30 protein-coding genes and 4 pseudogenes are annotated in these 24,780 nt (G+C 68.3%); 24 read left to right on the top strand and 10 right to left on the bottom strand.

Features of this window, described 5'->3' with window-relative positions; all coding sequences use genetic code 11:
- Positions 1 to 118 precede the first annotated feature (118 nt).
- The 7 genes and pseudogenes from ACFXGI_RS34770 (at position 119) to ACFXGI_RS34800 (ending at position 4,581) form a co-directional block, all read left to right on the top strand.
- Positions 119 to 652, top strand: a complete 534-nt coding sequence (locus tag ACFXGI_RS34770; protein ID WP_384715733.1) for an ATP-dependent DNA ligase — start codon at positions 119 to 121, stop codon at positions 650 to 652.
- 546 nt (positions 653 to 1,198) lie between these two features.
- Positions 1,199 to 1,357 (top strand): annotated as a pseudogene (locus ACFXGI_RS34775) (terpene cyclase); the annotation flags it as partial.
- A 121-nt stretch (positions 1,358 to 1,478) separates the two neighbouring features.
- Entirely contained in the window at positions 1,479 to 1,991 is a 513-nt protein-coding gene (locus tag ACFXGI_RS34780; RefSeq protein ID WP_384715736.1) for a terpene synthase family protein, read from the top strand.
- A 70-nt stretch (positions 1,992 to 2,061) separates the two neighbouring features.
- Positions 2,062 to 2,583: an SDR family NAD(P)-dependent oxidoreductase gene (locus tag ACFXGI_RS34785; RefSeq protein WP_384715873.1), complete on the top strand. Its 522-nt coding sequence runs from the start codon at positions 2,062 to 2,064 to the stop codon at positions 2,581 to 2,583.
- A gap of 78 nt (positions 2,584 to 2,661) precedes the next feature.
- Entirely contained in the window at positions 2,662 to 3,171 is a 510-nt protein-coding gene (locus ACFXGI_RS34790; RefSeq protein ID WP_384715739.1) for a hypothetical protein, read from the top strand.
- 48 nt (positions 3,172 to 3,219) lie between these two features.
- Positions 3,220 to 3,675: a hypothetical protein gene (locus tag ACFXGI_RS34795; RefSeq protein ID WP_384715742.1), complete on the top strand. Its 456-nt coding sequence runs from the start codon at positions 3,220 to 3,222 to the stop codon at positions 3,673 to 3,675.
- Between the two features lie 72 nt (positions 3,676 to 3,747).
- Complete coding sequence (locus ACFXGI_RS34800; RefSeq protein WP_384715745.1) at positions 3,748 to 4,581, top strand: transposase family protein; 834 nt, start codon at positions 3,748 to 3,750, stop codon at positions 4,579 to 4,581.
- Positions 4,582 to 4,918: 337 nt separating this feature from the next.
- Here ACFXGI_RS34800 and ACFXGI_RS34805 read toward each other — a convergent pair.
- Positions 4,919 to 5,373, bottom strand: a pseudogene (locus ACFXGI_RS34805) (transposase); the annotation flags it as partial.
- Between the two features lie 136 nt (positions 5,374 to 5,509).
- Between ACFXGI_RS34805 and ACFXGI_RS34810 the strand changes: the two are divergent.
- Positions 5,510 to 5,944, top strand: coding sequence for a DUF6193 family natural product biosynthesis protein (locus ACFXGI_RS34810; RefSeq protein ID WP_384715748.1), 435 nt, complete (start codon positions 5,510 to 5,512; stop codon positions 5,942 to 5,944).
- A 135-nt stretch (positions 5,945 to 6,079) separates the two neighbouring features.
- Here ACFXGI_RS34810 and ACFXGI_RS34815 read toward each other — a convergent pair whose 3' ends face one another.
- Complete coding sequence (locus tag ACFXGI_RS34815) at positions 6,080 to 6,823, bottom strand: hypothetical protein (protein WP_384715751.1); 744 nt, start codon at positions 6,821 to 6,823, stop codon at positions 6,080 to 6,082.
- A gap of 459 nt (positions 6,824 to 7,282) precedes the next feature.
- On the opposite strand from ACFXGI_RS34815, the gene ACFXGI_RS34820 reads away from it, so the two are divergent.
- Entirely contained in the window at positions 7,283 to 7,651 is a 369-nt protein-coding gene (locus ACFXGI_RS34820; protein WP_384715754.1) for a hypothetical protein, read from the top strand.
- Between the two features lie 78 nt (positions 7,652 to 7,729).
- Here ACFXGI_RS34820 and istB read toward each other — a convergent pair whose 3' ends face one another.
- Both istB and ACFXGI_RS34830 read right to left on the bottom strand, forming a co-directional pair.
- On the bottom strand, positions 7,730 to 8,521 hold the full coding sequence (gene istB / locus ACFXGI_RS34825; RefSeq protein ID WP_384715757.1) for an IS21-like element helper ATPase IstB: 792 nt from the start codon (positions 8,519 to 8,521) through the stop codon (positions 7,730 to 7,732).
- Positions 8,518 to 8,832, bottom strand: coding sequence for a hypothetical protein (locus ACFXGI_RS34830; protein WP_384715761.1), 315 nt, complete (start codon positions 8,830 to 8,832; stop codon positions 8,518 to 8,520). The genes istB and ACFXGI_RS34830 overlap by 4 nt, the downstream gene beginning before the upstream one ends.
- 209 nt (positions 8,833 to 9,041) lie before the next feature.
- Between ACFXGI_RS34830 and ACFXGI_RS34835 the strand changes: the two are divergent.
- The 5 genes and pseudogenes from ACFXGI_RS34835 to ACFXGI_RS34855 form a co-directional block, all read left to right on the top strand.
- A pseudogene (locus ACFXGI_RS34835) lies at positions 9,042 to 9,536 on the top strand (PP2C family protein-serine/threonine phosphatase); the annotation flags it as partial.
- A 102-nt stretch (positions 9,537 to 9,638) separates the two neighbouring features.
- Positions 9,639 to 10,040, top strand: coding sequence for an ATP-binding protein (locus ACFXGI_RS34840; RefSeq protein ID WP_384715764.1), 402 nt, complete (start codon positions 9,639 to 9,641; stop codon positions 10,038 to 10,040).
- Between the two features lie 286 nt (positions 10,041 to 10,326).
- Complete coding sequence (locus ACFXGI_RS34845) at positions 10,327 to 10,644, top strand: STAS domain-containing protein (RefSeq protein WP_384715767.1); 318 nt, start codon at positions 10,327 to 10,329, stop codon at positions 10,642 to 10,644.
- 765 nt (positions 10,645 to 11,409) lie between these two features.
- Positions 11,410 to 13,161: a SpoIIE family protein phosphatase gene (locus ACFXGI_RS34850; protein ID WP_384715770.1), complete on the top strand. Its 1,752-nt coding sequence runs from the start codon at positions 11,410 to 11,412 to the stop codon at positions 13,159 to 13,161.
- A complete protein-coding gene (locus ACFXGI_RS34855; protein ID WP_384715773.1) occupies positions 13,046 to 13,546 on the top strand; it encodes a hypothetical protein in 501 nt (166 codons plus the stop codon). Before ACFXGI_RS34850 ends, ACFXGI_RS34855 begins: the two co-directional genes overlap by 116 nt.
- Before the next feature lie 382 nt (positions 13,547 to 13,928).
- On the opposite strand, the gene ACFXGI_RS34860 is transcribed toward ACFXGI_RS34855, so the two are convergent.
- Positions 13,929 to 14,318, bottom strand: coding sequence for a winged helix-turn-helix transcriptional regulator (locus ACFXGI_RS34860; protein WP_384715776.1), 390 nt, complete (start codon positions 14,316 to 14,318; stop codon positions 13,929 to 13,931).
- A 122-nt stretch (positions 14,319 to 14,440) separates the two neighbouring features.
- Between ACFXGI_RS34860 and ACFXGI_RS34865 the strand changes: the two genes are divergently transcribed.
- From ACFXGI_RS34865 to ACFXGI_RS34880, 4 genes are all read left to right on the top strand, one after another.
- On the top strand, positions 14,441 to 15,274 hold the full coding sequence (locus tag ACFXGI_RS34865; protein WP_384715779.1) for an enoyl-CoA hydratase/isomerase family protein: 834 nt from the start codon (positions 14,441 to 14,443) through the stop codon (positions 15,272 to 15,274).
- Positions 15,275 to 15,721: 447 nt separating this feature from the next.
- On the top strand, positions 15,722 to 15,997 hold the full coding sequence (locus ACFXGI_RS34870; RefSeq protein ID WP_384715782.1) for an isoamylase early set domain-containing protein: 276 nt from the start codon (positions 15,722 to 15,724) through the stop codon (positions 15,995 to 15,997).
- Between the two features lie 67 nt (positions 15,998 to 16,064).
- The gene (locus ACFXGI_RS34875; RefSeq protein ID WP_384715785.1) at positions 16,065 to 16,466 is read left to right on the top strand and encodes a cofilin family protein; all 402 of its coding nucleotides are present in this window, start codon (positions 16,065 to 16,067) and stop codon (positions 16,464 to 16,466) included.
- Between the two features lie 426 nt (positions 16,467 to 16,892).
- Positions 16,893 to 17,117: a hypothetical protein gene (locus ACFXGI_RS34880; RefSeq protein WP_384715788.1), complete on the top strand. Its 225-nt coding sequence runs from the start codon at positions 16,893 to 16,895 to the stop codon at positions 17,115 to 17,117.
- A 270-nt stretch (positions 17,118 to 17,387) separates the two neighbouring features.
- On the opposite strand, the gene ACFXGI_RS34885 is transcribed toward ACFXGI_RS34880, so the two are convergent.
- Positions 17,388 to 17,759 (bottom strand): low affinity iron permease family protein, encoded by a 372-nt coding sequence (locus ACFXGI_RS34885; RefSeq protein WP_384715791.1) that lies wholly within the window; start codon positions 17,757 to 17,759, stop codon positions 17,388 to 17,390.
- A gap of 179 nt (positions 17,760 to 17,938) precedes the next feature.
- On the opposite strand from ACFXGI_RS34885, the pseudogene ACFXGI_RS34890 reads away from it, so the two are divergent.
- A pseudogene (locus ACFXGI_RS34890) lies at positions 17,939 to 18,019 on the top strand (hypothetical protein); the annotation flags it as partial.
- A 129-nt stretch (positions 18,020 to 18,148) separates the two neighbouring features.
- Here the strand turns inward: ACFXGI_RS34890 and lepB are convergent.
- Positions 18,149 to 18,775 carry a signal peptidase I gene (lepB, locus tag ACFXGI_RS34895; protein ID WP_384715794.1) on the bottom strand — a complete coding sequence of 209 codons (627 nt, stop codon included), beginning with the start codon at positions 18,773 to 18,775 and terminating at the stop codon, positions 18,149 to 18,151.
- Between the two features lie 489 nt (positions 18,776 to 19,264).
- On the opposite strand from lepB, the gene ACFXGI_RS34900 reads away from it, so the two are divergent.
- Both ACFXGI_RS34900 and ACFXGI_RS34905 read left to right on the top strand, forming a co-directional pair.
- Positions 19,265 to 19,480 carry a hypothetical protein gene (locus tag ACFXGI_RS34900; RefSeq protein ID WP_384715797.1) on the top strand — a complete coding sequence of 72 codons (216 nt, stop codon included), beginning with the start codon at positions 19,265 to 19,267 and terminating at the stop codon, positions 19,478 to 19,480.
- A 224-nt stretch (positions 19,481 to 19,704) separates the two neighbouring features.
- Positions 19,705 to 20,985 carry a peptide ligase PGM1-related protein gene (locus ACFXGI_RS34905; protein WP_384715800.1) on the top strand — a complete coding sequence of 427 codons (1,281 nt, stop codon included), beginning with the start codon at positions 19,705 to 19,707 and terminating at the stop codon, positions 20,983 to 20,985.
- A 66-nt stretch (positions 20,986 to 21,051) separates the two neighbouring features.
- Here ACFXGI_RS34905 and ACFXGI_RS34910 read toward each other — a convergent pair whose 3' ends face one another.
- Together ACFXGI_RS34910 and ACFXGI_RS34915 are read right to left on the bottom strand one after the other, a co-directional pair.
- On the bottom strand, positions 21,052 to 21,420 hold the full coding sequence (locus tag ACFXGI_RS34910) for a PRC-barrel domain-containing protein (RefSeq protein WP_384715803.1): 369 nt from the start codon (positions 21,418 to 21,420) through the stop codon (positions 21,052 to 21,054).
- Positions 21,421 to 21,695: 275 nt separating this feature from the next.
- The gene (locus ACFXGI_RS34915; RefSeq protein ID WP_384715876.1) at positions 21,696 to 21,881 is read right to left on the bottom strand and encodes a hydrophobic protein; all 186 of its coding nucleotides are present in this window, start codon (positions 21,879 to 21,881) and stop codon (positions 21,696 to 21,698) included.
- Between the two features lie 211 nt (positions 21,882 to 22,092).
- On the opposite strand from ACFXGI_RS34915, the gene ACFXGI_RS34920 reads away from it, so the two are divergent.
- Complete coding sequence (locus ACFXGI_RS34920) at positions 22,093 to 22,539, top strand: hypothetical protein (RefSeq protein ID WP_384715806.1); 447 nt, start codon at positions 22,093 to 22,095, stop codon at positions 22,537 to 22,539.
- A 102-nt stretch (positions 22,540 to 22,641) separates the two neighbouring features.
- Here the strand turns inward: ACFXGI_RS34920 and ACFXGI_RS34925 are convergent, their stop codons facing one another.
- Positions 22,642 to 23,223: a DUF2231 domain-containing protein gene (locus ACFXGI_RS34925; RefSeq protein WP_384715809.1), complete on the bottom strand. Its 582-nt coding sequence runs from the start codon at positions 23,221 to 23,223 to the stop codon at positions 22,642 to 22,644.
- Positions 23,224 to 23,551: 328 nt separating this feature from the next.
- Here ACFXGI_RS34925 and ACFXGI_RS34930 point away from each other — a divergent pair, with 328 nt between their 5' ends.
- Positions 23,552 to 23,953 (top strand): hypothetical protein, encoded by a 402-nt coding sequence (locus ACFXGI_RS34930; RefSeq protein ID WP_384715812.1) that lies wholly within the window; start codon positions 23,552 to 23,554, stop codon positions 23,951 to 23,953.
- A gap of 89 nt (positions 23,954 to 24,042) precedes the next feature.
- A complete protein-coding gene (locus tag ACFXGI_RS34935) occupies positions 24,043 to 24,726 on the top strand; it encodes a DUF6766 family protein (RefSeq protein ID WP_384715815.1) in 684 nt (227 codons plus the stop codon).
- The last annotated feature ends 54 nt before the right edge of the window (positions 24,727 to 24,780 follow it).

Here is a 24,780-nt window from a genome sequence, read left to right on the forward strand (position 1 = left end):
CGATCCATGGCCGCGACTGACGTTTCCCCACGCCCAGACCAACGACCACCCGGACCGAAAGTCACATGATCAACAGCTTCTGTTAGGACCTCTTACAGCCCCGTGGACGTTGTGCCCGATGACCACCGACCTGGCGACAGCACAAGAATGGCTGGAGACCTGGACCGACGTATCAGCCGTCGAAGGCCTGGTCATCAAGCCTCTGACCAGCAAATACCTCCCGAACTATCGGGGCTGGACCAAGGTCCGCCGCCGCGACACCACAGAGGCGATCATCGGCGCCGTCACCGGAACCCTGACCCGCCCCGGGCTTCTCGTCCTCGGCCGCCACGACGACACGGGCCGTCTGCGGGCGGTGGGCCGTACCGTCGCGCTGCGCCCGGAGCCGGCACGCCAGGTTGCCGAGCACCTGACCGCCGCCGAGCCGGGGCACCCCTGGACCGGTGTGCGCTTCGCCGCAGCGTGGGGCTCCCGCGACGTCCTCGACGCCGTCCTGGTGCGCCCGGAGGTGGTGGCGGAGATCAGCGCTGACCGGTCCGTGGACCGGGGTGGCGTCTTCCGCCATCCGCTCCGGCTGAAGCGGCTGCGCCTGGACGTGACGCCCGAGGACGTCCCCCAATTGGGAGCGGGCTCTGCGGCGGCGGCCGGCTGATGCGCCGGGTCCACCGACGCCGACGCGCTGGCCGGGCTGACGGCCGGGGAGTCCGCAACGTCGCTGCTCCGGCTGACCGCGCCCGGTAGCGGGCCGTTGGCGGTGCTGGGGGAGGTGTGGGTGATCGACCGGTCCGGTGGGGCTCTGGTGGTCTGCGGGGGAACCGTGATGACTGGCTATGGCCTCGGGGGTGGGGCTGCGGCGTGGGAGGGGTGTCGGTCGGCCGTCGTGCGGGCGGGTTTCGGCCGGTGTCGGTTTCCGCAGGTCACTGGTGGGCTGTCTGCGCCGATACTCCATTCGAACGGCTGGCTGGGTTGTGTGGGGGGTCGTATGCCGCAGGACGTCGAGTTCGGTCTTCCTTTCCCGTTGGCGGTGAGCCCGGATCTCGAGGGCGCCCGCGTGCGGAACCTGGCCTGGGTGCAGGCCTGCGGCCTGATCACCAGCGGAGAGTCGTTGGACTGGTACCGGTCGTGGGACATGCCGCGGCTCGCCGCCTACGGCTTCCCCTACGCCAGCGGCCGGGAGCTGGACTTGTGCACGGATGCGATGGCGTTCTTCTTCCTCTTCGATGACCAGTTCGACGGCCCCCTGGGGCAGGCCCCCCACCAGGTCGCCGAGGTGTGCCAGAGCCTCATCGACATCGTCCACGGCACCGGACCACAAGGCGGCGAGGGCCCGTGCTTGTCCGCCTTCGCCGACCTCTGGCAGCGCAGCACGCACGAAGCCCCTCCCTCGTGGCTGCCGCGCGCCGCCCACGACTGGGGAGTACTACTTCGCGGCCCACGCGCACGAAGCCATCAACAGATGCCGCGGGACACCCACCGACATGGAGCAGTACCTGCAGGTCCGCCGGGGGATCGCCGCTACAGCGTTACCGCTGTCCCTGGGCGAGCGGGCGGCGCAGATTGCCGTTTCGCCGGCGGCCTTCCACAGTCCGCAGCTGAGGATCATGCGTGAGATCGCTGTCGACCTCACGCTGATGTGCAACGACGTGTACTCGCTGGAAAAGGAGGAAGCCCGGGGCGACATGGACAACCTCGTCCTGGTCATCGAGCACGAACGGAACTGCTCACGCGAGGAGGCCCTGACCGCCGCCCGCCATGAGGTCAGCCGGCGCTGCGCACGCTTTCAGCAACGCGCCCGCGAGGTGCCGGCCATGTGCGCCCAGCTCCGTCTCGAACCCTCTCAGCTCGCAGCCGTCGACGCCTACATCGGCGTGATGACGGCATGGGTGGCCGGCTACCACGCATGGGAAACCGAAACGCTGCGCTATGTCAGCGCGACAAAGTCACTCCCGAGCTCGGGCCCCGGCTACTTCGAAGACCTTCTCCAGCCCTGACCCGGCCCCATACCGTCCACCTTCGAAAGGGGCCCACATGTGAACGTCGTCTGCACCGCTGAACGCCGCGCTGGTCACCGGTGCCGCCAGCGGCGTCGGCCGCTACGCCGCCGCCCAGTTGGCGGCGCGCGGCGCGCGCGTGGCCGCGATCGACATCGACGAGGACGGCCTGCGCACGCTGGCCACCATCTCTCCCCTCATCACCCCGTTTGTCTGCGATGTGGGCGATGAGGCGGCAGCCCGAAGGGCAGTGCAGGGTGCTCGCACCGCGGTCGGCCCTTTCGGCCAGGTGGTCCACTGCGCGGGCATCGCTCCGCTCGGCCGAGTCCTGGAACAGTGCACCGCGGACTTCGAACGGGCCATGCGCGTGAACTATTTGGGCACGGTCCACGTCGCCCGGGCCGCCGTCCCCGTCCTGACGGAGACGGGCGGCGGGTCCTTTATCGCGATCGCCTCCATCGCGGGATGGATTCCCCTGAGTTGCTGCCAACTTGAAGTGCCAGGTCAAAGGGCTGGTGTGATCGGTCCTCCAGGTACACGTGCTGGTCGTGGGCGTGAGTCTGCGGAGAAGATCGTCTGTCAGCACGGCTGAGTCGAAGAGAAACGCGAGGCAGCGGCGTAGGCGAATGTGCGAGCCTTCTGTTCCAAGACGCCGCCCGAGAAGACGCTGATGACCCCCGACGACGCCCTCAAGCAGCTCAGCCACATCGCGCGCGAGCGGGCATTCTGCAGTCACGTCGGGTCCGACCGGCTCATCCAGACAGGGCTTGCCGCGTTGATCGCTGGGGTTGAGAGCCCCTCCCTCGCCATGCTGGCTGGCCTCCTCCGGGCCGAAGAGCCTGAAGCCCCAGTACTCTTCGATCAGGTGCTGGAGGAGTTGGGACTGGTCTTCCAGCCCCCTACTGATCCACGCGCCGCGAAGTGGGCAATGGCCCACTGGGTCGCCGGCCAGATCGCTGACGGAACCCTGGCCCCTGCCACCGGCACCCACATCATCTGGGCGGACATCGCCTATGACCTTGGGTATCCGGAAGAACTGGAACCCCTCGTCTCCTGTGCCCTCAGCTGGGACGACTGCCAGGAGAGCTGGGGAGTCCCCATCGAGGAACTCAACAAGGAAGCGGTCGATGCAGCGAAGCAGTTCTTGATCAAGCAGTCGGCAGCAGAGGCAGGGAGCTGAAGGCCGGTTCTTGCCCCTGTGGCTGGGCGGTCTTCTACGATCCTGTGCATGCTGGATCCCGAGCTGCTGGAACGGATCACTGCGCGGCGCGCGGAACTGGACGAACTCGAAGATCAACTGGCCAAACGGCTTGCGGAAGTGCGGGCCGAGCGGGACGAACTCGCCGTCGCCGAACGTGTCCTTGAACGAATGGCTGGGCAGCTCGCTGAGGAACGCGCCTCGGCCGCGCCCCCGCCCGGGCAGGTGGCCGGACGAGCGGTGATGCTGATCCCGCACCGCGAATCGGGTGTGGAGGAGGGCTCGCTTCCTTGGGACTACCAGCGCATCATCAGCGCCGTGCGGCAGGCCGCCGGACCGGTCATGGCCCGCGAGGTCGGCGAGGTGGTGGGGGTGGACATCAGCGTGAAGGCCGAGCTGGAACCGCTGCGCAGCAAGCTGATCAGACTCGTCGATCGCGGCTGGCTGCGGAAACTACCTGACGGCCGCTTCACCACCCGCCTGTGACCGGGAACGCCGCCACTCGGAGCGGCTCGGAACGGTCGTAACCGGGGTGCCCCCGGCGGCCGTTGGAATTGTGTGACGAACACCAAAGAGCGCGCCGAGGACACCTGCTCATTTGTCTACCAGTGCCGTCTGCCGCTGTCCACGCGCACGGTCAACCACCTCGCTGATCTACTGCGACGCCATCTGAAGGCGATTCGGTCCAGGTGGCGGATCCTGCCGCCGGGGAAGATCGCGGTGATCGTCCTGGCCATGCTGCGTCACGACCAGCGCCTGGCCGACATGGCCGGCGGCAACGACGTGTCCGAGTCTACGGTCCGCCGCTGGCGGGACGAGCTGATCGGACTGCTCGCCGCCCAGGCGCCGCGCCTGGACCGCGCCCTGATGAAGGTCGCCAAGCAGGGCGGGGAGGTGGTCCTGATCGACGGCACCCTCATCCGCACCCAGCGTCGCACCGGGAGGGCCGACCGGCGGAACTATTCCGGCAAGCACCGCAGCCATGGCCTGCACTTCCTCGCCCTGACCGACGAGAAGGGTCGCCTGATCTGGATATCCGCCGCCCGGCCCGGCCGCACCCACGACAACACCGCCGCCCGCCACGACCACATCCTGACCCACCTACGCACCGCCGGCCTCGGGGCGTTGGCCGATCTCGGCTTCCGCGGCCTGGACAACAGCATCCACGACCCAGTGATCGTCACCGGCTACGCCGCCACCCGCACGCACAAGCTCACCCCGGGCCAGAAGGAAGCCAACCGACTTCTCGCCGTCGAACGCGCACCGGTCGAGCACGGCTTCGCTCACCTCAAGAACTGGCGGATCCTCACCAAACTCCGGGCTGATCCCGCACACGCCACCCAACTTCTGCGCGCGTTGCTCGTCCTGACGAACCTCGAAGTCAACCGCTGACGAATGATCTTCTCCGTGGACTCACGCCCACGACCAGCACGAGTACCTGGAGGACCGATCACACCAGCCCTTTGACCTGGCACTTCAAGTTGGCGGCAACTCAAGGCGGCAAACAGTGCGTCGAAGAGGGCGTCCGGGATCCGACGGGGAACCCGCCGGGGCACGCGCGGGGCGAGGTGAGCACGGATGTTCCTGAACCCCCTGCGGACCCGGGCCGGGGTGAGCCGGTCGGAGGTGGTGGGCTTCTCCCAGGGCAGGCGGAGGTCTGCGGCGAGCGGCCGGGCAAGCCGGAGCTTGGTGTGAGCGACGATCAGGATCCAGGTCCAGCGGTCGGCGTCACGAAGGAGTAGGGCCACCAGGAATGTACTGCGACGCCGTCTTCGCACGGCCGTAGACGTGGCAGAACAGCCGCTCGGCCGAGCAGGGCGCGTCCGAGCGAAGCCACGGAGAAACATCGACCGCCAGGACCGGACGCCCGCCTTCGAACCGCGGCAGCGACAGCCCGGCCAGCGCCGCCCGCAGCCGTTCGACGTCGAGTCGGCCGTGGTTCAAGCCGCCGTACATCGCTCCGTGCCCACGCCGATGCTCAGGGAGCAGCGTCAAGTCCACTGGAGACTTCACCGCACCTTCCGCACACAGCATCGCGTCCACCAGCTCGAACAACTCGTCGCGCCGAGCGGTCAGACACTCGTAGAACTCACCCCGGAAGCGTGACGCTTCCCCGAAGGCTTCCTTCCGGACAGCATCAGGCAGCAGACTCACCCTTACGGCCCTCGCCTCGGTCACGCGCATCCTTGGTCGGAACACATGATCAGACGAAAGCCGCCTCCACGTTCAGGATTTTCCTGCTCGGGTGATCAAGTTCTAGGGAGCGTTCGACCGTCGACGGGGGCGACCCAGACGGAACGACGCCGTGCATGATGACCTCGTGGACACCACTTCATCGACGGCGATCGTCGAGGCAGGCTGGCAGGCCGTCCGGACTGATGGGCGCGTACGGACCGCGCTTCTGGCCGCCGCATACGCAGAGCCCCGCTTGCGGCAGCTGTTTCCCTGGACTGGGATGGGCGAACTGCATTTCAGCCGCTGCACCGAATATCGGCACACGTGGGACATCCCTTACATCCAGCCGGCAGCCGGAGGCGGGTACTGGGTCTCGGGGCCCCTCCGCACTGAGTCTGTAGGGCCGGCGGATACACCCCAACAGGCCATCGCGATGGTCGTGGAACGCCTGCCGCTCGGCTGTGGTCCCGCCGTCGTGGGCACACCCGAGGAACTTGCGACCCACGAGGCAGCTGAGCACCAATCGCAGACGGACGAAAGTGCGGTGGCGAGGGAGTCCAACTCTGTCTTCACACACTGACGTTGGACTCCCTCCCCGTTTGCGCGCAGCCGATCCCTTGGAATCGACCATCTAGTCCTGGCGGGCGCCCTGGATGATCCGGCCGACGATGGCCGCGGCCTGCTCTGGGTGCCCCTCCAGCCATGTTCCGAGGTGTTACCGTACGGCCTCGGCGACGCTGGTGCGCATTGCGGCCCCGCCCAGCACGCCGCGCGTGGAGCCCGAGAACTCGGGCCGGTCCAGCTTCACCGACACGACCGCCGTCAGACCGTCGCCGATCTGGTCGACGCTGAGATCGGGGTCTGCCTCCGCCAAGAGCCGGCGCTCCCGCACGTGCGCGTTGACCGCGGCCGCCACCCCGTCGCGGAACCCTGCCATGTGCGTGCCGCCGTAGGGTGTGGGCTCGCTGTTGGCGTAGCTCCGGAGCCGCTCCTCGTGGGAGCCACGCCACCGCAGGGCCACCTCGACCGTCCCGGCGATCCGCGGGTCTTCGCGCTCGAAGCCGAAGACGTCCGGGTGAACGGACTCTCCTCCCTGCGCGTCGAGGAAGGCGACGAAGTCCCGAGCCCCGCCCGGGAACCGGCACCGCACCGATCGGGACCCGCCCGGGGGGCGTTCGTCGGTCAGCGAGATGTTCAGGCACCGGTTGAGGAAGGCCAGTTCCCTGAAGCGCTCTGCCAGCACCGCGAACGAGCACTCCGCCGTCTCGAAGATGTCGGTGTCGGGCCAGAAGGCGATGGTGGTCCCGCCTCTGGTCGTCGGTCCTGCGCTGATGGGCGGGGTGAGCGCGACGCCGCGCGTATACTCCTGGACCCAGTGGACCCCTTCGCGTCGTACCTCGGCTGTCAGGCGGCTCGACAGGGCGTTGGTGACGCAGGGCCCGACGCCGAAGAGACTCATGGCCACAGCGTGGCGGCCGCCTGGCTCCGCCCCGGGGTGCATTTGGGTCAGTAGGGCTTCGAGGCCGGGACCGCCTGTGTCCCCTGCGGCCTCAACGAGGACACCCGGCCCGTCGTCGGCGACACGTACGCCACCGTCGGGCGTGAGGGTGACGTCGACGGCGCTGGCACGGCCGGCCAGGACTTCATTTACCGCCCGGCCGACGACATCGAACACCATCTGGTGCAGGCCGCGCTGGCTGGTCGAGCCAACGTACATCCCGGGCTGGCTTTGTTCACGTTCAGCAGCAGCGTTTGTCGATGGGTTTCAGCAGCGATTGGTCAGCATCTGGCTCGTGGATGTTCACGAGAAGTAGCGGCAGTGCAGTGTCGCTGAGGCGAACATCGTGAGGGGAAGCTGGTTCGGTTCACGGTGAGTCCCGGATGCTGGCGTCCCGGAGGAAGGTGCGATGATCTGTTGGTGGTGACAGATGCCGAGTGGACTCGGATTCGAAGGGGCCTGCGCTTCGGGCAGGCATTCGAAGGCACCGTGGTGCTGGTTCCCCGGCCCGGTACGATCGGGATCTTCGTGGACATCGGCCTGAGCGTCGGAGGGTTTGTCGACGCCCTGTGGCTGTCAGGCGAGATCGAAGACTGGCCAGCGGAAGGCACGGTTGCCGATTTCAAGATCTTTTGGGCTGACAGTCGCCAACAGATCCGGCTGGTGCCGTGCGATTCTCGGTATCTGCGGGACGACTTCACAGCCTTGGTCGAACGCTTCCGCCCTAATTGGCCATCCGACGTCGGCCAGCCAGTGCCTGACCCAGAGCCTGCGTCCCCCGGCGAGTAGCGGACCGCTCTTCGCGCTGATGGGCCGCTGGCCAACTCCCCGTGAGGATGGAGAGGTGGCCGACGGCCCTGGCGGGAGCTAGCTGGCCGCGGCTTCGGCGCGGGCTCGAGTGCTGGCGAGGCGGTAGGAGTCTGTTCCGGTCTCGATGATGGTGCCGTTGAAGGTGAGGCGGTCGACGATGGCCGCGCAGAGGCGGGGGTCGGTGAACGTCTTGGTCCAACCGCCGAAGGACTCGTTGGAGGCGATGGCGACGCTGTTCTTCTCCTCGCGTTCGGTCAGGACCTGGAAGAGGAGTTCGGCGCCGCGACGGTCGAGTTCCATGTAGCCGAGCTCGTCGATGCAGAGCAGGTCGACGCGGCCGTAGCGGGCGATCGTCTTGGTCAGCTGCTTCTCGTCGGCGGCCTCGACGAGCTCGTTGACCAGCTTCGTCGCCAGGACGTACTTGGCCCGGTAGCCGGCCATCGCTGCCTCGGTGCCGAGCGCGATCAGCATGTGGGACTTGCCGGTCCCGGAGTCGCCGATCAGGCAGAGCGGCTGGCTCTTCTTGATCCATTCGCAGCTGGCGAGGGTGTGGATGGCGGCTGCGTCGATGTTGGGGTTCGCGTCGAAGTCGAAGGTCCGCAAGGACTTGTCCCGCGGGAACCCCGCTGCCTTGATCCGTCGTTCTGACCGGCGTCGGGCCCGGTCGTCGCACTCGGCCATCAGGAGTTCGGCGAGGAAGCCGCGGTAGGTCATCTGGTCCTTCATCGCCCGGTCAGCGATGTCGGCGAACTCGTTCCTGATCGACGGAAGCCGCAACAGGCGGCAGGCGGTGTCGATGGCCGTGTTGGCGGCCTGCTCGGTCAATCCTCGCTGGCGGGGCAGGGTCACTGTGCTTCTCCCTCGCGGTGTTCACCGCCGCTGGCGCGACGGCGTCGGAGCAGTTGGTCGTAGTGGGTCACCGAGGGCAGCGGCCTGGTGTCCGGGGGAAGATGTGCGAGCCGCCACTCGTGCAGAAACGTCACCGTCGCCTCACCCGCGGCGCCGGCCCGCGAAGCGTGCCCGGCCGACTCGTCCTCGGCCTGGGCGACCTTGCGTGCCTCGAGCGCGACCGCGTCCGCGGTCAGGGCCCCAGCCCGCAGCGCGGTCGCCAGACCGGCGACCAGGTGCTCATGCGAGACGTGGCGGGCCAGCAACAGCACCTCGATCAGGGCCCTGGTGCCGGCGGTGTCTCCGTGGGCCTTGACCGCCGCGGCCCACCAGGCGTCATGGACCGGGGTGAACTTGCCTGCGGAGCGGGCCTGTTCGAGCGCGGTGGCGCCGGGGAAGGCACCGGGCTTGCGGATCAGGGCCTCGAGGTAGTGGTCCAGATCCAGGCGGCAGCCGCCCTTTGCGATCAGCCGCTCGTGCCGCCTCCCGCGGCGCCCGCCGCGCCGGCGAAGACCTCGCCGAACAGGCCCGCCAGCTCCACCAGGCCCTTCTCGACCACGGCCGCCACAGCCTCGCCACCGGCCAGCTGCTGCGCATCGCCCTGGACGGCACCGGCGCCCAGCTCGTCAACGCCGGCCACCCCTGGCCCCTGCGCCTGCGCGACGGCGCCGTCGAAGAACTCCGTCTGGCCGTGGACCTGCCCTTTGGTATCCCCGCCCAGGGCGCCTACCGCGTCCAGGGCCTCGACCTGCGACCCGGCGACCGCCTCCTGCTCCACACCGACGGCATGCAGGAACGCGACGCCGAAACGGTCGACCTGCCCGCCCTGCTGCGCAAGACCGCGGAGGAGCATCCTCGGGAGGTGGTGCGTGCGCTGGTCGGCGCGGTCACCGATGCCTACGACGGCCGTCCTCCGAAGGACGATGCCACCGTGCTGTGCCTCGACTGGCACGGCCCCCACGACGAGGCCTCCTGAACGAACACCTGGTCACGGCGATAGGCATGGGCGGGCCGAAAATGGGGTGGGGGCCCGCAGCGGGGGCAGGCGCAGTGCACACGCCACCAGGAAGGTGACTCCGTGTTTCCGCCCGTGTTCGTCCTCGACCGGCCCGTGCCACGCACCGGCCGGCCCACGACGACGGCCCGGAGTGTCGCCCACGACTTCCTCAACCATGCCGCGCAGGTCCGGGCGCCGGCCCGGCCCGAGTACACCGACGCGGTCCTCATGGTCGTCACGGAACTCCTCACCAACGCGATCCGCCATACCGACGGCCCTGCCGTCCTCCACCTCGAACTCCACGACGACCACATCGAAATCCGCGTCACCGACACCAGCCCCGAACCGGCAGAGCCCCGCCCGCCCCGGACGGATGGGACCGGCGGCTACGGATGGCACCTCATCAACCGCCTCACCACCCACACCCACACCCAACCCAACCCCCATGGCGGCAAAACCATCTGCGCCCACGCCCCCTGGTAGGACCGAGAACCGACCCCCGGCGGGGCCCCGCCCCTGGCAGGGGCACTATGGCCGGGTGTGATCTGGCCTTCGCGGCGGGTGCGTGGCACGCTCGGGGGACAACCAGCCTGGTCTGGTGGGAGACCCCGCGCCGCTGGGAGGCCACTCGGGTGGCCGGTGGAAGGTACGGGTGGTCTCGCTCGGCTTTGCGCGGCCCCTTGGCGGCCGTGCGCTTGACGGCCTTCTCCGCCCGAATCCGGGAGCCGACCGCAATGGGCTCCGACCCCCGAAGGCGGATCCGACAACCATGCACCCCACCTTGACCATCGACACCGCCACACACACCGGACAGCGGACCGTCCTGACCATCACCGGGGCGCTCGACATGGACACCGTCCCACGCATCACCGCAGCCACCGACCCCCTCGCACTGGGCGGCCGCACCCTCGTCCTGGACCTGTCGGCCGTCACCTTCATCGACTCCGCCGGCCTCAACACCCTCCTCATCCTCCGCAACCGCGCCGAAACCGAGCAAGGCCTGCTGGAACTGCGCGGGCTGCCCGAACAGGCCCTGCGCCTCCTGGACATCACCGGCGCACGCGACCTCTTCACCCTCACCCGGTAAGCGCGGAACGCATCCTCCGCGGGAGGGCCCGCCCACGCCGGCCGAAGCCCTTGACCTGTGGCCGGGACAGCTCGGCACCGTGGTTGCGGCAGCGGGACAGGGGCTGGCGCGCTGACGCGCCAACCGCCTCCAGCGCCGTTTCCGCGGGTCTGGTCGCCTCTGGAAGAGGGGCCGCCGTGAGGAGGCCCTTGTGACGCTCAGAGCGGCGGTGGAGCCGATGCTGGCGCAGGCCGGGCAGGCCGGGCAGGCCGGGCAGGCCGTGCCCGTTGGCGCTGCGGGCGGGGGCGGCGTAAGAGCAAGAAGTTGTGGACGGAGCTCTGATCTGTTCGTTGGCCGCAGCGTCGGGGTCCCTCGACGTCCTGGATGCGCGGCCCTCGCCCGAACCTGTCCGGCGGAGGCCGCGCGTAGCTGCGTGACTGTTTGAGATCCAGGAAACCGCAGGTCAATCGGTCTTAGGGGTCCAGTCAAGGTGAGCCCCCAAGCCGCCGTCAGATGATCTTGGTGCTGCTGATCCAGCCGCTCGAAACCCCTTGGCGCTTCGTCTGACGCGGTAACCGGGCGAGTTCTGTCGGGGGTCTGGGGTGTTCTGGTCGAGGGTGCTTGTCAGTGCGACACGATGGATGTCACACATCAACAAGCCCTACTGGGGTATGCGCGCCTCACGTTGCGCTCGTTCTAAAATGGGGGATCCCAAGGCATAAGGCCAGGTCCGGATCGCGACAAGCTCTTTTTGCCCTGCTCCGCCGAATTACTGGAGGGCAAAGATTGAATCGGTTCGCCCGACTCGCCACCCGTGTTCTCGCGGTCCCGCTCGGGCTCATCTGGCTGGAGCCCGCCGGCGAGGCCGCAGGCGCGCTCCCCGAGTGCTGGCCGCCAGAAACGGAACCCTCCCGGGACGAGCTGGAGTGCTGCCAGCGGGTCGCGGAGAGCGGACGCCCCCAGTTCCTCGCACACGCGGAGCAGGGTGGGGCGGCTTTCGCGTTCGCGGGTGTGCCTCTCCTCGGAGGTTCCGGCGAGGTCTTGGGCGTCCTGGCCGTTATGGACCCCTCACCCCGGGTGCGGAGTGCGGACGAAGTACAGGACCTGTCGGATCTGGCGGCGGCCTGCAGCGCGCAGATGCGGATGCGCAAGCGCTCCGAGAACGGGCGCCAGGCCCGCGAAGCCACCGAGGGCGCGGTGCAGGCGGCCGAGGGGGAAGCGCACCGTGCGCAGCTGCTGCTGAACCGTTCCGAGCTGCTCTTGCGGGCCTCGGAGGACCTCGCCGACACCAGTGGCCTGGACGACGTGCGCCAGCGTGTCGGGGACCTGGTCAGCGGAGACCTCAAGCCCGTCTGCATCGACCTGGTTCTCCTGCGACAGAGCGGGCTCCACCACGTCCGCAGTCCCATCGACGGTGACTGGCCCGCTGTTCCAGAGTCCTTCGATCTTGGTTCGCCGTGGCCGGCCGCGCAGGCGGTGCGCGAGAACCGGTTGATCGTGGTCGACGCAGTGCCGCAGGCCGACGGGGCTGCGAGCGTTCCCCTGGCAAGCCCGGCCTTCGGCACCCAGGACCTTGCGACCGCCGTCTGCCTGCCCTTGCGCGGAACGCGCCGCATCCTGGGGACCCTGGTGCTGGGGTGGGACACCCCGTACGCGATCGGTGTGGAGGAGCGTGCGGTGCTGACCACGCTCGCTGGCTACACGGCGCAGGCGGTGGAGCGCGCCCTGCACCTCGATGAACGGGTCACGGCCGCCCGCCAGCTCCAGCGGGCCATGCTCACCGAGCTCCCTGACGCCCCCGGCCTGGAGCTGGCCGCCCTGTACCGGCCGGCCATGCGCGACGACATGGTCGGCGGTGACTGGTATGACGCCTACCCGCTGCCAAAGGTCGCGAACGACGACGTGAGGGGAGGGCTGGCTCTGACCGTCGGCGACATCACTGGGCACGACATGCGGGCCGCCGCCCTCATGGGGCAGGTCCGCAGCATGCTCCGCCAGGCCGATCACGACCACCCCGGCAAAGGCCCCGACCAAGCCCTCACTGCGCTCGAACGCGCCTGCCGCCGGCTGGACGTCCCGGCCAGCGGGACTGCGGTCCACGCCCACCTCCGTCCGGCGGCCGACGGCTACTGGCATCTGAAGTGGAGCAACGCCGGCCACCCCGCGCCGCTGCTGGTCACCGCGGACGGCGTCGTGGAGAGCCTGCCGCAGCACGACATACTCCTGCACCCTGGCCTGCCGCAGATGCCCCGTACCTGCGCCGGCCGTTCCCTGGGCCCGGGCAGCACTCTGTTGCTGTACACCGACGGGCTCGTCGAGGAACGCGGCGCGGACATCGAGGCGAACATCGACCAACTCGCCCACCTCCTCGCCACAGCACAACCGGGGATCCGGCTGCCCGCGTTGCTGCGATCCCTCCTGGATGCGGTCGCTCCTCGTGAGGCCCAAGACGACACCGTGCTCTTCGCGGTCCGCATCCCCACGGGCCAGCTGCACGAGAACGGAGCCACATGGGCGGAAGCGATCGCGGGCCGGTGAGCAGGACCTCCGTTTAGACAAAGGACTGCCTCTCCAGGACTTCAAGATCATTCAGCGGAGGCTCCGGGCACTGTCCGAGGGGCTGACACCCACCGGTGCGGAGGGCTCACCCCCTCCGCCCCACCCTGCCTCTCTATCCGAGCCCACAGCCTGGCCCTGCTTTCCGATCAGACCGTGGTGGCCTGGGGGGAGCAACAGGCACGGTCAGCTCGGCAACGGCACCACCAACGACAGCAGCGTCCCGGTCCGGGTCGAAGGCCTGAACAAGGTGATCGCGATCGCCGCCGGCATTCCCACGGCTTCCGCCGAGCCACCCCACACCCCCAGATCAACGTCCTCAGAGCCATCCAAGCAGCCCGAAGATCATTTCGTCAGGTGTTGTTAGGGCGGCCAGCCCTGCGGGCGCAATGTGAGGCGCGGATTGCGGCCTGGATGGTGTAGATGCCGGACCTGGGGCTGCGTTCGGGGCCAAGATGGCGGATGCGGACCTCGTCGACGACGTGGAGTCAGGGGGCGGTTCGAGGTCGCCGGGGGCCGCCGGAGGTGAGCTCGACTGCTGCGCCCGGCGCGCTGATCCGGTCGAGGTCCCGGGTGGCCCGGTCTCGGTCCATCCAGCGGCAGGCCGTGCCCGTAACGGTCGGCAGCAGGGGACCGAGGCCCATCGTCAGGAGAGAACGGAGTCGCCTACGGGCCAGGCGGATAGGCGGATTTGCGTCAGGGCCCGCCTGCGGCTTCACGGTCAGGCTCTGCCTCTTCGGCACGCCTTCTCAGCTCTGAACGCGGTGGTCGTATTCCATTTGATGCGCCCGGATCGCGTCCGCATTGTTGACCGTCCAATCGTACAACCGGCCGAACGGCTCCCGCAGGGATTCGCCGAGTGGGGTGAGGGAGTATTCGACCCCGACCGGCGAGGTGGGCAGGACGCGGCGCACGATCATTCCGTTGCGCTCCAGGCGGCGCAGGGTCTGGGTCAGGACCCGCTGGGTCACGCCTTTGAGGCAGCGCTTGATTTCGTTGAACCGGGTGGGCTTGTCGAGGACTTCCATCACCATCATCGACCACTTGTCGGCGATCTGGTCGAGGATCGGGCGGCTGGGGCAGTCGGATCGGTAGACGGTGCCACTGCTGGCGGCGGCGCCGGTTTCAGAAGCGTCCATGTAGGTATCCTTCGCGATCCTTGAGATGCCGAAAGTGCGTTATTGACCCCGGTCGCCCGCCAACGCAATCTAAGTATGCATCAGGAACCTAGATGCATATCAGGTACCCATCGGAGACCTTCATGAACTACCACGCTTACGCGACCCTGCGGGTGAGTTACGAGGACGGCATCGCCCGCGTCACCCTCGACAACCCGCCCGTCAACGTCTTGAATGCCGCTCTGATGGCCGACCTCCGGCATTTGCTGACCGCGCTGAGGGACGAAGATTCGATTCACGTGATCGTGTTCGACAGTGCCAACCCGGAGTTCTTCGTAGCCCACGTCGACATGTTGCTCGTCGACATGCCAGACGCCTTCGACGAGTTCGCGGCCGACCTTCCAGACGGCGTCAACGTCTTCCAGGCTCTGGGGGAGATGCTTCGGCACCAGCCCCAGGTGACCATCGTCAAACTTGCCGGGATTGCGCGCGGAGGAGGGGCGGAATTCGTCACGGCCGCGGACATGGCGTTCGCGGCGATCGGTCGCGCCGGGATCGGGCAGATCGAAGCTCTCATGGGCATCGTCCCCGGTGGAGGAGGCACGCAGTATCTTGCCGGCCGGGTCGGCCGCAATCGCGCGCTGGAGGTGGTACTGGGTGCCGACCTGTACGACGCCGAAACCGCAGAGCGCTACGGCTGGGTGAACCGGGCGGTCCCTGCTGACGAACTCGACGACATCGTTGATCGCCTCGCCTGCAACATCGCAGCCCTGCCCGAGGGTGTGATCGCTGCAGCCAAGCGCGCCATCGTCCCAGAGGACCTGGCCGAGGGTCTCCTGCGGGAGCACGACGCCTGGGCAAGTCAGGTTGTTCGCCCCGCGGCCGAGCACTTGATACGCGGCGGAATGGCCCACGGCGCCCAGACCCGCGAAGGCGAGCGCGAACTGGAGAGCCTGCTCCGGGGACTGGCCGGATAGAACCCGGACGAGGGCCCACTACTACTCATCGGTGTCCGGTCAACCGCGACAGCGTACGGCTGAGATGAGACAACGACGTCGAAGTGCGGCCGCCGACATCCACCCGGACCCGGCCGATGCTCGGTGGTCGGCGTGGGGGCCGGCGCCGCCATCGGGGAGCCGCCCGGGGGCGCCGGTCGCGTGTCGTCGCTCCACTCGCGGAGAGCCTGTCGGAGCTTCGCCCACTTTCACCGGTGTCGAAGGTTGATCCGGAACCGATCACACTGCTCCACTCATGAGTACCGGCGTCCGGTCCCGACCACCAGGCGCCGTGGGTTCCAGAGGTGGCGGGCTCGCGGCCACCCGGGTGACCTCGATCGGGCATGCGGCCCTGCACCGCAGCACACCCCGCGCGCCAGGTGAGGATGCACGGGCTGGAATCCCGCCTTTCGTGACTGGAGTCGTAAAGTGCTCGAACGCAAGCAGCTCAAGGGCCGTACCCAGATCACATTCATCCTTGCGGAGGGCACCCCGGACGGGCCGGTCAGTGTCGTGGGGGACTTTAACCACTGGAACCCTGCCGCCCACCCCCTGGAGCCTCGTGGTGACGGCTCCCGCGCCGCCACCGTGACGCTTCCCGCCCACGGCGCGCACTCCTTCCGCTACCTTGCGGCCGGCGACTATTGGTTCGACGACGCACATGCCGACGGCCACGACGGGACCAACAGCCGCCTCCACACCTGACCCCAGCACCGACCGCCCCGCCTGGCCCCGATTGCCAGGCATTGACCAGAGCCGAGGTGAAGTCCCTGTGAGCGGCCCGATCGGCCTTTCGGAAAGCTCTCTTGATGCCCTGCACCGGCTGAGGGAGAGGCGGGAGATCAACACCGTGGCCCTGCGCTACGGGGATGTCCCGGGTGTCCTGGTGCCGGATGCCGAGGCAAACCTGACTCATGACGAGCTGGTGGAGGCACTTCCTTCGCACGAGCCGCGGCTGGTCGTTCATGAGCTGGCCTTCGCCAGCCCGGACGGAACGCGCAGGAACGTCCTGCTGCTGATCTTCTGGATCCCGCCGGGCGCCGCTGAGCTGGAGGTCACCTACACGGCCGGGTATACGGCTTTGAAGGAGTTCCTAACCGATGTGCACGTTCACCTGACCGCCAGACGGGCAGACCAACTCGGATATCGACGGCTCGTCGCCCTGGCCGAGTGAGCACGCGGACGCCTGGCGGAGCCCGTCTTGATCGGCGGGTCTATGTGGGCGCTGTGCCGGGCTGCTGCCGTCGGGGGTTGCCCGAACGGCTTGGGGTTCTCGGCTGGGGAGGCGGCCGGGGTAGCCCTGGGCGTGCGGGTTCCGTACGGATCCGGGCGGCAGCCCGTCGTGCGGGGCGGGCCGGCCGTACGACACCAGGGGGGAGGGCGCCGTGCGGCTCAGGCCCGCACCAGAAGGCCTCACCCGCTGGTGGCACCTTCCGGTATCCACGCGTGTATCCCCACCGCCTTTCCCTAAACGCTGCCGCTCTGGCAGAACTTGAGGCAGCATCAGTTGCTGGATGGCGGCACTTGCTTGTAGCTGCTCTTACGTTTCTGGTCGTGCCCCTGGGATGCCGCATTGGTCGGCTCGGTGCACTGTGGGCGTATGGCGGACGAAACGGCGATCGTGATCCACCCCGTGTCCCCGCAGGGGGGACGCAAGGTCACCGCGCACGCGCTCGGCGTGGACGCGGACCTGGGTCGGGCGTTCTCGCGCGGGGACGTGTCGGAGTTCCTGCGCCGGGCCGGCCTGGAGGATGCGGACTTGTCCGAAGACGGGCCGATCCAGTGGGAGGGCGGCGGCCCTGAGGTATGGACCAAGGAGACCTGACTGGAGGTTTCCTCGGTGCGCCTTCCCTGGCAAGCCCGCAAGGTACGTGGAGGAACGCCGAATGGCTGCTTTGAGCGTCGCAAGAGGTTGCCTCCGGGCCTTTGTAGCCCTGTCACCGCACGGGCGCGCCGGCACCGCCCGGGTGTGTGGGCCAGCCGGGGGAATCACGCGGCGTAAGCGGGTGCGGCAGATGCCGGATGGGCCGCAGTGGCGACTATCTGGCCCGGGTCGACCGCGCCATCGCCGCCCAGAGCTGAACCGCGGCCCCGACTAGAGGCGCTCCTCCATTCCGACGGCCGCCTTCAGGTCTTCGTACGCCTGCCCGCGCTTGCCCTCCTGCTGCTCCAGCATCGCCCGGGCGATCGCGTCGAGCTTGCGCTGAATCGCGTGCTCGGCCCGCCGCTCGGAGTTCTTCAGCATCGCCAGCAGCAACAACGTCACCGCCGCCATCGAGTCGCCGACCAGCACCTGCCACTCCGTCGACAGCCCCACCACGTGAACCGCGACGAACCCGCCCACCAGGAACAGGCACAGCACCGCGAACAGCGGCGAGCTGGTGAAATTCGACGCCAGCTCAGCGAACTCCTCGAACCGTCCCCGCCGACCATCCTGACGCTTGCGCGCCGGATGCTGAAACGCCACGCTCTCACACCCTCTCTTTGTCCAGGCACGTATGAGTGGTGCACCGTCCACTGTCCGCCAGCAGCCGTTGCCGGAGACGTTACCGGGCGCCAACACGCCCCACTCGGCGTAGGAAGGTGACCGGCGGGGCGCGAACGCGGTCGCGGATCGTGCTGGATTGCGCGGAGGGGCACTCGGTCATGGAGGTGTCGCGGCGGTTGCGGATCGCGCCGGACACGGTCCGCGCCCGGCGGCGGCGCTTCCTCGAGCACGGTCTGGACTGGCCGGGCGACGAGCCGCGGCCGGGTGTTCCGCGGAAGATCACTGATGCGGATGTTGAGCGAGTGATCGTCAAGCGCTCGACGAAACGCCGAAGAGCGCGACGCATTGGTCGACCCGGTCGATGGCCGTCACTGGTGCGCGGGCTGATCCGGTGTGGGGCGTGTGCGGCGTCTGGTGATCAGTGCCGACAGGCCCAGGCCGCCGCCGACGAGGATGAGCAGCACGCCCAGTGCGATCGCACTGGCTGCCACCAGGAGCCAGTCCGGTTTGGGGACGGCCCTGCCCCGGATGTCCGCGGTGTTGAACGTGCCGGGGCGTCCGTTGGGGAAGTCATGTTCATATGAGACGGCCCGGTTGTCGCCGAGGGCCACCACCCGGCCTTCGGGAACCTGGACGTCGAAGGCGACGACCGAGGGTTGGCTTGCGGGCGGCAGGTACGGTTCGGTCAGCGGATTTCCGTTCAGCATCAGCGTGCGGTCGCCGACCTGATATGAGAGCCGGTCCCCGCCGACTGCCACAACCCGCCCTCCCACACCCACGTCACTGGCCGGCCTGCCGGTGGACAGCACTACGACATCACCGCGGTGCACCCGCTCCGCACCGCACAGCTCGTACCAGAGCGCCGCACCGCGAGGGGAGGACGGGGCCATGGACTCGTCGCCCATGCGCAGCCCGTCGTACCCGCCCGGAGGCATCAACCGGCCGATGACCACCAGCGCGGCGACCAGCATCGAGACACCGAACACCGCCAGCACGATTCCCCAGACTCGCCGTCTGTGCCCCAGCCTGCGCCTCATCAAGTCCCCAAGATTTCCTATATGTTCGGGAGGTTACGGGACCGGGTGGGGGCGAGCCGATGCGAGGCTGGTTGCCCGGCGCTTAGAAGGTCTCCTCTGGGCCCTATGGCAGGCTCAGAGGAAGAACCCTCTGAGCGGTACCTGTGGATTCCGCCTGAGCATCCACACTCCGATGACTGCCGGCACGAGGTGAGGCGGTCTGTGGTAGTGCCCGCATAGCAAACTGGCACCGGGGCTCATTCCAGCACGCTGTTTCGGATGAGGTACCCGCACGCCAATCCCTGTGACACGGTCACGGCTGTTGATGTACGACGGCCAGGCCGGACACTGGAATTCGGCGTGGACTACTACGAACGGCGCTGCTCCGGGGCGACAGGAACCCGGTCGCAGTCACCCATTCGTACGTGGAGGGGTGCCGATGTGGTTGGTGAGGCAGAGGCTGGGGCCATGTCCGCCAAGCTGATCATCTACCCGCCCGACCAGCAGGGCTGGCGCCGTGTCCGCTACGACGGCGTCGCCATCGGAGTGGCGCACCGCCCAGCCGATGTCCGAACCTTCCTCGCCGCTGCCGGAATGGAAAACGCCGAGGACGTCGACCTCACCGACCCCGACTTCGTGGAATGGCGGGGAGCCGGACCCGAGGAGTGGGAGCCGTTCCCTTGATGTGCCGCCACGTCCCAGGTGCAGTTGTCTCATGAGGGTCGCCGGGAAGGCCCGTCTTGTCGCACGATCCGGGTAGGACGGGCATGAGGTACCAGCGCCTCCGACCCGTACGTGGCGGGGCGACGCGGCTCTCCGTGTCTGGGCCCAGGCACACGGCAAGAGCTGAGCGGGGCCCTACTTGGCTGACCGGCAGAGGGTCGCGCGGCGAGAAGAGGAGCAGAGTGGTGACCGAGTCGAAGCCGATTGTTGTGTTCGCGAACTTCCTCTCGGACTTGGCGGTGGATCTCAATGAGGGACAGATCCTGACGCAGTGGGCCCAGCAGGCGCCGCGGAAGGCGTGGCTGCTGCGACCGGGGGACGTGCTGGTCACCCCCGTGCCGCTGAGCGGGGAGTTCCTCCGGTACGTGTACGGCCTGACGCGGGTGCCCCCGGAATCGGTGACGGTTGTCGCGGTACCGCCCGCCGGAGCCGTCCCGCTGGCTCGTGCCGTGCGCGAGGCCGGCCTCGTCGAGCACGTCCGGGCTCTCGCCGGGGACCGGGGTGCCGCGCTGCTGCCGACTGCGCTGGATGCTTCGGCGATCGCGTTCGCCCGGGACGTCGGCCTCACGGTCCACCCGTACCCCACCATTGAGGCTGCCGAGGCCGCGCTGAAGATGACCATGCTGTTGAACACGAAGACCGGGTTCCGCGAGGCGGCTGAACAGCTGGGCATGCGGCTGCCGCCGGGACGGGTGTGCCCGCGTCCGCAGGCCGAGGGTGTGGCCCGTGCCCTCCTGCGGGAGTACGAGCGCGTCGTGGTGAAGCCCGATCGCTCGGCGGGAGGGCACGGTATGAGCTTCGTGTCCCGCGACGACATAAGGGGTGGGGCGGCACTCCCGCTGGACACGGTCGGTGGGCCCGACGGCATGTGGGTGGTGGAGGAGTGCCTCGACGTGGCCGAATCGGTGAGCATTCAGATGGAGGTCACAACCTCCGGGACGCACGCGCTGTTCAGCGGAGCGATGCGTACGGCTCATGGCTCCTTCACGGGGTACACCTCCCCGTTGCCGCCGTCCTATGCGCATGTGGCCGACGAGCTGGAGCAGTGGGGGACAGCCCTGGGCCGCCATCTGGCCGATCACGGCTACGCCGGCCCCTTCGGACTCGATGCGCTGGTGGACGTAGATGGCGTGGCGCACGCGAGTGAGAGCAACGTCCGTCGCACGGCCACCACCACACCGCACACCATGGTCACCCGGCTGACAGCGGGATCAGCCAACACGCAACCGGCATGGTCGGTGTCGAAGGGCTGGACACGCGATCCCATGCACTTCGAAGGAGCCCTCGCCCGGCTGCACGCTTCCCGCCTTGCGTTCGATCCGGAGCGCGCCGAGGGCGTGGTCCTCTACGCGGACGCGCCGTCCGACGGCCGTTCCTGGCGGTACGCGGTGATCGCAAGGAGTGCCGGAGACGTGGAGGAGCAGGAAGCCGCGTTGGCCGAGGTCTTCGCATTCGAGGGCGGCTGACCGACACGACGCCGGTCCCGGCACCCAGGAGGGTGGCGGGACCGGCATCGTGGTGTGGGAACGCGATCAGGCGGGTCGGCCGCCGAAGGGCGCACCGGTGCCGTAGTAGGTGCCCAGCTCCTCCCGGTACCCGGCGTCGCCGAGGTGCTTGTCCCGGTGGAACTCGGGGGCGTTCTTGATCTGCTCCTTGGTGCGGTCGACGAGAATCTTCTTGTCTTCCGGGTCGATCCGGATGACGGTGCTCGCCGGCAGCAGGACCTCCTTGCCGAAGATCCACACACCGGTGTCGACCACCAGGTAGGCGTCACCGACCTCGTCGGAGTGCTTGTCGACCTTGCCGATTCTCCCGTCGGTGGCCTCGACCTTGTAGCCGGTCAGGTCCGTCCCGGCCAGGTGGCCCGCGGTCGGCTGGTAACTCCACACATGCTCAGTCACGCGAAAACAACTCCTCCGGTCAATGGGGGACGGCGGGGACTGAATTCTCCGCCCGGTCCTCCTTCTTCCGTACGTCGTACACGGCGGGAATGCTGCGTTCCGCCTGAACTCCTTCTGCCCAACCATGTCGGCTTCACGCACTCGGATTCGACGCCGCACCGGGGCGGCGTCCCGGCTGCTCTCCGAATGCCCCCGATATCCCCCTTTAATGGTTACGGGATCACGACGTCTCGCCACCGCCAAGTAGTGTCCGGAACTGCACTGTCGTCATGCGGCTACCAGCGATACCAGCGGCCGCTACCGCCCTTCGGACGGGCCACGAAACCGATAAGCCACAGGACGAGGACTGCGATCGCGACCCACCAGAGAATCTTCACCGCGAAACCAGCGCCGAAGAGAATCAGGACCAGCAGTAGAACAAGAAGCAGGGGAACCATAGTTATCAACCTCCGAAGCATCATCTGCCCGGACGCATCCGGGGCATGCATCCGATTTTTACTTGTTTCTTATCCTGGTGGCCGGGCAGAAGTGCTCGCCTGCATTTCGAAGTTTTCCGGGAGGGCGCTTCGACGACGGAAACGTACCGTTGGCCGGGCCGCTTGACGAGACTGCCTTGGGCCGCTCGGCCCAATCGGCCGCTCGGTGAAGCACTCTTCGGGCAGAACAACCTCCATGGACAGCAATCGCGAGATGGACCCGGCGCACCAGGTGCCGGACGGTGTCGAGGAGAAGACGGTGCGCGCGCTGGGCGCGCTTTCGAAGGCGCTGGAGACCACGGAGCGGGCCCGGGGTCACCTCTACGGATTCCACCAGCTGACCGGGACCGCGGACTTCGAGCTCGGCGATGCGGTCCGCCTCCTGCGGGAGGCGGGTCACGAGGAGGAGGCCGCACGGGTCGAGCGTGAAATCGTGGGCCGCAACGTGATCCCGGGTCATTGGACGTTCCAGATCATCGAGGCTTACAACTCCACCTACTACGAGCCGTTCGTAGGGATGGAACGCGACGTTGTCGACGAGCTGGTCGGCGGGCGCGCTCACCTCTTGGAGGCCCGCCTCAAGACGATTCGCCGCACCCGCCACCATCCGGACCACACCGCAACGCCCCCCACCTCCGGATAGGAAGGTTCGGCTCGGCGAGGGCGCGGGCAGGGTCGGCACGCAAGTCGGATGAACGGCTGGGGCTCATCGGAGTCGGGCTGGAACGGCGAGAAGAGCCGTCCTTCATGTTGCGGCGTGCGCTGCGACGGCCTGTCGGTACGCCACGTGCCCGCCCAGCGCACCGCTGGCGGCCACGGCCACCAGTCCGCCCAGGGACCACAGCCGCCCCTTCGCCGAGCGGCCGCGGAGCCGCGCCGTCAGGGACGCGGTATAGCAGGCCACCGCAGCCACGTTGGAGACCGCGTGGGCCAGGCCGACCCGGGCCTGCTGCGGTGGCAGGTCTGCCCAGTCCACCCAGCCGGCCACCGCTGCCGGGGCGACGCCGGCCAGTCCGACGGCGGTCAGGGTGGTCGCCGCGTGCTTCGCCCCAGGTACGACGTCGAGTACCGAGGCCGACAGCCAGCACCCGATGGGTACCTGCACGAGCACGGGGTGCACCGGGTGGCCCAGCGGTCTCCCGCGCAAGAGATCGCGCATCCGGCCCAGGCGGAGCGAGTGGATGCCCCGCTGGAGCACCCTGATGGCCGGATCGGCCACCGTGGTCCGCTCGAGCCGGTCCAGGCTCGTCAGCCACCATGTCGAGGCAGTGTCGAGCGCTGCTGCATGCCTGTCGGTGGGCGAGGCGTCGAGGATGTGTGAGTTCATACCCGACGCCTACCCGTCGGCAGGCCGCCGTCACGGCGTGGCCAGGACTGCACCCGAACGACAGGCCCGCTGATGGGCGAGTCTCGGTACCAGTTCTGCGTTCGATGGACCGGAGCGCCGCTCAGACGGCGGACGGCAACGAGCTGCTCGGCCGCACTCATAGCGTGGTGGAGCATGTGTTGTCCGACCATGACGCAGGCTGTGGCAGGCGTCCTTGCATCAGGCACGAGCGGGACGTGGGGTCACGGCGCACTCCGAACGGCCCTAACAGCGCGTGTCGCGACGGAATGCAGGGGGCCGCAGCGTCGTTGGCGCCATGCTCTGGCGCATGCGTCCGATGACTGGCTGGCTGTTGGCAGGCGCGGTGTGCCTGGCCACATCGGGGTGTGCAACGGTCAGTGAACGGGCAGAGGCGGCCGAGGCGGCAGCCCGGAGGTTCGAGCGGGCGCTGACGGCCGCTGACGACGTACGGATGTGTGAGGCTCTCGCGCCGGCGACGCGGGAGGAGCTGGAGGCCGAAGCGCCGTGCGGGCCGGCCGTGGCTGCGTTGCGGCTGCCGGCCGCGGCCGGGCCGGCCGAGCGGGTCGACGTCTACGGTTCCCAGGCCCTGGTGGTCTTCACTCAGGACAGCGTCTTCCTGGCCTCCTTCCCCGACGGGTGGAGCGTCACGGCCGCCGGATGCACCCCCCGGACAGGGCGCCCGTACCACTGCGAGCTGAAGGGGGACTGAGTGGCCCAGGTGCGCGTGCTGTTCGTGCTGTTTCTGGTCGGGGTGTTCGGCGGGCTTGCCTACGCCTTCACGGTGGGCCTGATGCACCGATGAGCGTGAGCCGACGCTTCTTCCGCGACAACGGGCTGACCCTGGCGTTCGGCATCGGCTTCCTGCTCTGCCTGCTGGGCCAGGCGATCGCCGGTCACGCGGAGCTCAACGGCATCCTGGAGGCGCAGAGCCTGCACCCGCTCTCGTTCGCCGACTACCTCTTCACCTCGGACTTCATGGTCGACGTCACCGAGAACTGGCAGTCGGAATTCCTCCAGTTCTCCCTCTACATCATCGGCACCGTGTGGCTGGTACAGCGGGGATCGCCGGAGTCCAAGCCGCTGGACAAGGCGGGGACGGAAACGGATGAGGAGCAGCGGGTCGGGGCGCACGCGCGCGCCGACTCTCCTCGATGGGCGTCGTACGGCGGCTGGCGGCGGGCCCTGTACTCGCGGTCGCTCGGCCTGGTGATGAGCCTGATCTTCCTGCTGTCGTGGCTGGCGCAATCTGTCACCGGGGCCGTTGCATTCAACGAGGAGCAATTGCGGCAAATGCAGGAACCGGTCAGTTGGACGACCTACGTGATGTCCGCCGACTTCTGGAACCGCACCCTGCAAAACTGGCAGTCGGAGTTGCTGGCCGTGACGGCCATGGTCGTCCTCTCCGTCTACCTGAGACAGCGAGGGTCACCTGAATCGAAGCCGGTGGGCGCCGCCCACACCGCCACCGGAGTCGAAGGCTGACCAGGCCAGCCGCTTGCGGTCTCCGGATCGAACCCGGCTTCGCACAGAGCGGTC

It is taken from the genome of Streptomyces sp. NPDC059355, assembly GCF_042752335.1.
In the GTDB taxonomy this organism is placed as follows: Bacteria; Actinomycetota; Actinomycetes; order Streptomycetales; family Streptomycetaceae; genus Streptomyces.

Coding starts and splice junctions, on each gene's coding strand:
- ACFXGI_RS34770 (WP_384715733.1), top strand. CDS start 119: ATGACCACCGACCTGGCGACAGCACAAGAATGGCTGGAGACCTGGACC.
- ACFXGI_RS34780 (WP_384715736.1), top strand. CDS start 1,479: ATGGAGCAGTACCTGCAGGTCCGCCGGGGGATCGCCGCTACAGCGTTA.
- ACFXGI_RS34790 (WP_384715739.1), top strand. CDS start 2,662: ATGACCCCCGACGACGCCCTCAAGCAGCTCAGCCACATCGCGCGCGAG.
- ACFXGI_RS34795 (WP_384715742.1), top strand. CDS start 3,220: ATGCTGGATCCCGAGCTGCTGGAACGGATCACTGCGCGGCGCGCGGAA.
- ACFXGI_RS34815 (WP_384715751.1), bottom strand. CDS start 6,823: ATGAGTCTCTTCGGCGTCGGGCCCTGCGTCACCAACGCCCTGTCGAGC.
- ACFXGI_RS34845 (WP_384715767.1), top strand. CDS start 10,327: ATGCACCCCACCTTGACCATCGACACCGCCACACACACCGGACAGCGG.
- ACFXGI_RS34855 (WP_384715773.1), top strand. CDS start 13,046: ATGCGGTCGCTCCTCGTGAGGCCCAAGACGACACCGTGCTCTTCGCGG.
- ACFXGI_RS34860 (WP_384715776.1), bottom strand. CDS start 14,318: ATGGACGCTTCTGAAACCGGCGCCGCCGCCAGCAGTGGCACCGTCTAC.
- ACFXGI_RS34865 (WP_384715779.1), top strand. CDS start 14,441: ATGAACTACCACGCTTACGCGACCCTGCGGGTGAGTTACGAGGACGGC.
- ACFXGI_RS34880 (WP_384715788.1), top strand. CDS start 16,893: ATGGCGGACGAAACGGCGATCGTGATCCACCCCGTGTCCCCGCAGGGG.
- ACFXGI_RS34900 (WP_384715797.1), top strand. CDS start 19,265: ATGTCCGCCAAGCTGATCATCTACCCGCCCGACCAGCAGGGCTGGCGC.
- ACFXGI_RS34915 (WP_384715876.1), bottom strand. CDS start 21,881: ATGATGCTTCGGAGGTTGATAACTATGGTTCCCCTGCTTCTTGTTCTA.
- ACFXGI_RS34920 (WP_384715806.1), top strand. CDS start 22,093: ATGGACAGCAATCGCGAGATGGACCCGGCGCACCAGGTGCCGGACGGT.
- ACFXGI_RS34925 (WP_384715809.1), bottom strand. CDS start 23,223: ATGAACTCACACATCCTCGACGCCTCGCCCACCGACAGGCATGCAGCA.
- ACFXGI_RS34930 (WP_384715812.1), top strand. CDS start 23,552: ATGCGTCCGATGACTGGCTGGCTGTTGGCAGGCGCGGTGTGCCTGGCC.
- ACFXGI_RS34935 (WP_384715815.1), top strand. CDS start 24,043: ATGAGCGTGAGCCGACGCTTCTTCCGCGACAACGGGCTGACCCTGGCG.